The sequence below is a fragment of the Pelotomaculum sp. PtaB.Bin117 genome (assembly GCF_002067195.1).
In the GTDB taxonomy this organism is placed as follows: Bacteria; Bacillota; Desulfotomaculia; order Desulfotomaculales; family Pelotomaculaceae; genus Pelotomaculum_D; species Pelotomaculum_D terephthalicicum.
Window position 1 is genome coordinate 1 of record NZ_MVQM01000138.1, and the last position, 5932, is coordinate 5932.

Annotated in this window: 6 protein-coding genes; 3 read left to right on the forward strand and 3 right to left on the reverse strand. The window is 44.5% G+C overall.

Going from position 1 to position 5932, the window contains the following annotated elements:
* Nucleotides 1–52 precede the first annotated feature (52 nt).
* From A4E54_RS09810 to A4E54_RS09820, 3 genes are all read left to right on the forward strand, one after another.
* The gene (locus A4E54_RS09810; protein ID WP_240084034.1) at nucleotides 53–691 is read left to right on the forward strand and encodes a (Fe-S)-binding protein; all 639 of its coding nucleotides are present in this window, start codon (nucleotides 53–55) and stop codon (nucleotides 689–691) included.
* A 272-nt stretch (nucleotides 692–963) separates the two neighbouring features.
* The gene (locus A4E54_RS09815; RefSeq protein ID WP_240084033.1) at nucleotides 964–1680 is read left to right on the forward strand and encodes a sigma-70 family RNA polymerase sigma factor; all 717 of its coding nucleotides are present in this window, start codon (nucleotides 964–966) and stop codon (nucleotides 1678–1680) included.
* A 12-nt stretch (nucleotides 1681–1692) separates the two neighbouring features.
* Entirely contained in the window at nucleotides 1693–2832 is a 1140-nt protein-coding gene (locus A4E54_RS09820; protein WP_240084032.1) for an anti-sigma factor domain-containing protein, read from the forward strand.
* Between the two features lie 392 nt (nucleotides 2833–3224).
* Here A4E54_RS09820 and A4E54_RS09825 read toward each other — a convergent pair whose 3' ends face one another.
* The 3 genes from A4E54_RS09825 to A4E54_RS15775 form a co-directional block, all read right to left on the reverse strand.
* Nucleotides 3225–3917, reverse strand: a complete 693-nt coding sequence (locus A4E54_RS09825; protein ID WP_240084031.1) for a DUF554 domain-containing protein — start codon at nucleotides 3915–3917, stop codon at nucleotides 3225–3227.
* 243 nt (nucleotides 3918–4160) lie between these two features.
* Nucleotides 4161–5714: a vanadium-dependent haloperoxidase gene (locus tag A4E54_RS09830; protein WP_286725948.1), complete on the reverse strand. Its 1554-nt coding sequence runs from the start codon at nucleotides 5712–5714 to the stop codon at nucleotides 4161–4163.
* Between the two features lie 110 nt (nucleotides 5715–5824).
* Nucleotides 5825–5932, reverse strand: coding sequence for a hypothetical protein (locus A4E54_RS15775; RefSeq protein WP_353681831.1), 108 nt, complete (start codon nucleotides 5930–5932; stop codon nucleotides 5825–5827).

A 5932-nucleotide genomic window follows, 5' to 3' on the forward strand; every position in this document is an offset into this window, starting at 1 on the left:
ATAAAAAAATTGGACGGTCAAATCGCCGAATACCTTTATCGGGGTGAGTGAGATGCAATACTGGCTTCCACCAGGAAAAAACTGTGGCCTATGCGGGGAAATCAATTGTAAAAGCTTCCTCCGGTTGGTTGGCAATGGCCAAAAGGCTAATGACGACTGTCCATATTACCAGGAACATAGTTTCCAGAAAAATGATTTGGTAAAAGAAGCCATTTACCAGGGGCATGATGTTTTAGGCCATCCATATGATTTTATTCTTAGCCCTTTGCCCGGGGAAAGCTCCGCCAGGAAGATCGTCCTGCCTTTTCGGAGCGATCTAGTGGAAAAAATGGACATCAAAAAAGGCGATTATGTGCTGGGCAGACCAATGGGAGCAGGCTGTCCGATACCGCATGTTCTTTCTGTTATTGAAGCCGAGCCGGTAACCGGCCTGCTCTATACCTGGGTTGTCGGCCCTTTGTATTCAAGAGAGCGGGAAGTTAAGGACGTAGTCGCATACCATATGATTGGTTTTGAAGGGATTGCCTGCAGGATCAGCAAAGAACCATCTTTGGGCTGCAGGGCGACTTTTCTGCCGGGCTTTTGCATGATGAACCTGAATCATACCGGTCTAGTCAATATGGTTTTGGAAAAAAGAGAAGGTCTCCATGTCCGGATCGAAGATATCAGAATTCTAGCCCCACAAGATTAGTATTCACATTTAACCATAGTGCTGTATAATTAAACTTAATATATAAAAAATACGGCAAAGAAAATATGGGCAGAGGTACCCCCCCTGCCCTTTTCAATGGGGTCACCAATGGGGTCAACCAATGGGGTCAGGCTTTACATTGTTACTAACCCATACCCCTTAAATCGTTTCTGCCTTAACGTATTAATGATTGAGGAACGGTCGATATCCCCCGGTCGCTGCTTATTATCTTTGAAAGAGGTGGTCCACCGGTTAAGAAGGGGAGTGAAAACTTGTTTCCTGAACAGGACATGGAGACCGAAATAAAAAAAATAAAACATGGTGACAGCTTGGCCAGAGAACGTTTTTTAGAAAGCTGCAAGCCATTTATATATAAGGTAGCTTGCAAATATTCCAGGAAGAACCTGGAATGGGGCAGGGATGACGAGTTAGCCATCGGCTTGATTGCCTTTAATGAAGCTATCGATCGTTTTTGTGATGATTTTGGAGTTCCTTTTCTTGCTTACTCCAGAAATGTAATGAGAAGCCGTCTTGTAGACCATTACCGGCGCGAAAACCGGAATTTCTTGCTTAAGGCTCAACTACCGTTGCAGGAAGAAGGTAATAATGTTGAGTTCGCCAGGTCCTGGGGAATATTTCAAGAGGAGGAAGCCGCAAGAGAAAGAGAAGAAGAAATAAGAGAGTTTGAAGAATTATTAAATGAGTATGGGGTTTCGTTCGAAGACTTGGTTAAATGCTCGCCACGGCACCGGGACACACGCCGTTCGTTAATGCTTGCTGCCTGGGAATTGGCTGAGGAAAGCAGTCTATTCCAAAAATTCACATATAATAAGAAACTGCCGCTGGTGGAATTGGAGAAAAAAACTGGTATTGGCCGAAAAACCTTGGAAAGAGGCCGTAAATACATAGTAGCGATGACTCTTCTAATACACAGGCGGGAAGATTTTTTATATTTGGCTTCGTATTTGAAAATGCCCGTCACAAGCTAAGGGGGAATATAAATGAAAAAGACGGGAATGGTAGTTAAGATAACAGGTAATTCATGCATTTTGCTCACTAGTGACGGGGAATATAAAAAAGTTTCTCTTCCCGAAAACGGTGTTACCAGATTGGGCCAAATAATCACCGATGTGGAAAGGAAGAAACGCTTTCCTTACCTGAGGCATTTTATGGTGGCCGCTTCCTTATTGCTGCTGGTCCTGACCGGGCAGCTTTACTTGGGACGTTCGAAGCCGGCGGCAGCTTTCATGACCATCGACATCAATCCCAGCATTGAGCTAGCAATACAGGCAGACAAAAGAATAGCGTCAGCCCGCGGTTTGAACAGTGACGGCGCAACTATTTTAAACGAGGTTAAAGTGACCGGACTGGACTTGCATGAAGCGGCCAAGCTTATTGTAGATCAGGCAATAAAAGACCAATTTCTTTTGGCAAATGACAACAACATTATTCTAGTTACCCTGACCACAGATGATATCGAAAATTTTACCGACGAATTGGAATCCATTTACGAATCAATAAATAGTCCTGTCCAATCAAACGGGTTGGACACTGAAGTAATTATTGAACCTGTAGAAAATACAGTGCGCCAGGAAGCTGAGAAGGCCGGCATCTCTACCGGAAGATACCTGCTACTGCAAAAGTCAGCTGCCAGAGGTGTTCCGGTCAACGTTGATGAAATAAGCGTCAAGAGCTTGAGGGAATTGGAAAAGGACAAAAAAATATCCATTAGCGAAATATTAAGCGATAATAGCTATAAAAGCAGCAATAGGTATGGGAGCAACAATGACTATTATAGATACTACAGTAATAATAGCTACAAGAGCAACAATAATAGCAGAAACTTTGGCGACAGAAATGACAGCGAAGCCGGCTTTAATAGTTTTCGCAAACTTCTAGAGAAGAATGCAGGAATGAAAAATAATAACAATCAAAATATCCTTGAAAAGCGTCAAAACACAAAAGAAGATTATGCTAATAAAAAAAATGATAATAACGCTGCTGGCAGGGAAAAAACAAATAGCGGAAACGACAAGAAAACATTCCCCCGTCAAAATGGTGAAAAAAAGGAACGCAACCCGGACAGGACTAAAATCCTTGATTTTTTTCAGAACCATGGGAGGGAGCGTCAACTAAAGTAATACTGTTTAGTATTATTTCTTCTTCAGCGGTAAAATGTCCGTTATTATAAAATTTACGGCGAATTTCCGCCCGGGGAATTATTGCTGTGAGTTCGTTTCGCGGTTGACTTGTGTTATTGCGCAATAACCTTATTATTACGTCCCCTATCTTGATTTCTAACTGATTCTGAATTACCTGGTCATTTCGTAATATGTTGAAGCCCGATGACTTTTCATTTTTTAAACCTTTTTTCTTTTTACGGAAGGGATTTAACCTAAACATCTTTCAAATCCTTTTTTATTTTTATACTTCAAAAGTATCCCATGGAATAACCTCATTATCCTGTCTTGATACAATATATAGGAAATTACGGAATTAGTTCCATTTGAATGAGCTTAATGTTTTAGAAGAATCAAACGGGGATTATTTTGGAAAGTAATAATGTGAGGGGTAAAGCATAAAAAATTGCGGGAAGAAGATTGCCTACTTTTATATCCTTAATACCAAGGATATTCAAGGCTATCCCTACTATCAGCAGTCCGCCGGTGGCTGTCATTTCCGCCACCGCGTCAGGAACGAGAAAACCTTTTACATATACAGCCAAAAGCGTTATGGAACCCTGGTAAATAAACACCGGGAAAAGAGAAAAAATAACCCCTATTCCCATAGTGGAAGCAAAAACTATCGCTGAAATTCCGTCTAATGCTGCTTTAGCAAAAAGAATCTGCGGGTTGTTGTTCAGACCATCTTCAATTGCCCCCATAATAGCCATCGCTCCCACACAGTAAACCAGGCTGGCTGTGACAAATGCCTTGCCGACTTCCCCTGTTTCTCCACCAACTTTTTCTTCCAGCCACTTGCCGAGGCGGGCTAGACCTCCCTCAATATTTAGCAATCCACCTGTCAAACCACCAAGAACCATACTGAGAATAACCACTAAAACCTGTTTGGTTTGCAAAGCCATACTGGAGCCTACTAGCAGAACCGCTAAACCAATCCCTTGCATGATTGTGCAGCTAACCTTTTCAGATATTCCCTTTCTAAACAACAAACCAAAAGCGGCTCCAAATGCGATAGCCGCTACGTTAACTATAGTCCCCAGCACAATCTCAACTCCTACGGCAAAACAATTAAGTCCAAATTCTTAAGTCATAAAATGTACATAATACTATACTAAGCATCTTCAACAGAAAGAAATTTGCCGGACAATACCATATTTGCATGTATTTACTTAAGCTATTTTCCCTGAATAAATTATAATAGCTCTTTATACCAGCCGCAAGCCGCAATATATATATATAATATTATAAATCTGAATTTATAAAGTGGCGTAAGGCGCCACCTTAAATCAGATTATTACGGTAGTGCCGTCAAACTTGGTTAGAGTGAAGCCGCTAAAATGCTCATTATAGGTGTTCCTGTAATCTTGCAGAATACCGATGGCTACCGCTTCACCCAGCTTTATTCCCTCGATTCCGTCGGTGCGCCAGTGTATACCCGCGAAATCGCGGCCAAGGGCGATATTCGCGGCAAGCTTGTTCAACTCCCCGCCTACAGTTAAAGGCGGCCCGGAGTAAGGAAGCAGTTTTAGGCCATCAGCGCTGGCAACGACCGGATTAGGTATAATAAATGATTCTTTAAAGAACGCCTTCAACATGGTAACTCCTGCTCCAGTATAGGTGGCATGGCCGGACGGGTAGGCCGGATGAGTCGGGCTGCCTTCCGGAAAGGCCTGAGGCAGCAGGTAGTTGCCATATTTGCTGAAGACTTCAGCAACTGCCTGCGAGTTGAGCAATTCCTGACTGATCGGGTAGCTGGCGGCGCCCGTCAGAAGATTCTGGACAAGCCCTCCGAAGGCTTCGGGACGAAGCCGGCGATGGACCAGCCATTTCTGGAACCAGGCAGCTTCCAGCGCCGCCCGCGCCGTCCGGGCCACAAAATCCAAAATATGCGGAGCGCCGAAGGTGGCAAAACTGTATTGAGTTGCTGATCGCAGGTAGGGATTGGACGGGCTTAACGCTTCCTGGCCATAACCGAGCAGAATCAAGCAAGCGGCTAGCGAACCCTGGCAAGAGAAATCCTTGTGGACCCACTCGCCGACATCACGGCCGTCGCGAATATAGCGGGGAACGGGGTCGTAGACATCCTGAGACGCCGGGGCGGCTCCATTCTGAATTTTCAGCCACTCCGCATATGAGGTCATATAGTCCACACCGGCCACTGTGGTAAGGTATTGCTGGCTGACCGTTCTAGCCCCGAAGGGAATATCCTGCCAGAGAAACTGGGAGAGATAAGGACCCGCCAGATCTCCGGGCGTATCTCCGCGAAACAGAGTCCCCGGCGTGACCACTCCACCGGCTTTGAGTCCGCGAAAATCCGAAAATCCCGATAAATCAGAAGCCGCCGCGATAGTGAGAGGGTTGGTGTCGTAATCCGTGAAAGGAACATCACGGGTCAGCGCCTGCCAGTAAAGCTCGCCCATTTCACCGGCTATCTCGGCGCTGCTTAAAGCCGGCGCCGGGGCAATACTTAAATGATGGGAATCAGGCCCCACCATTTCATAAGCATATGCAGCCTGGGGATCTTTGAGCTCGGTAACCCCTCCCAAAGGTATTAATTCAAATTCTTCCGGGTCACCAGTCGATAAGGCCCTGATCAAGGCATTATAAGCGTTGAGGTCAACCTCACCGATTTGATTGTGAGGCAAAGATTTGGAGTAACTGGCAATTTTATTAGGATAAAGATTTTCATCACCGTTGCATGGATGGCCCGGGAGAGGAAGGTCCTTTTCAAAAAGCGCCGCTTCCCGGCGCAGTCGATATGCCTCTCGAAGACGCTTCCGGTCACTTTCCGGTCCGATCTCGCACGATACCCCCAGATTTAACAAAGAATAATCTCCCATTTTGGTTCACTCCATTACCATAATATATTATTTGATCCATAATTTATATTATGAAAAAAGACAAAAACTGTGCCCTGGGGGTCTGCCCTGGGGGTCAGGCTCTTAACTTATTAACTTATTATACTTGCTTTATTAATATATTTAAAAACTGCTGTTGCAGAAACATTAATATGGCGGGCAATTTCTTGCATTGAATATCCCTGTTCATATGCAGCTAT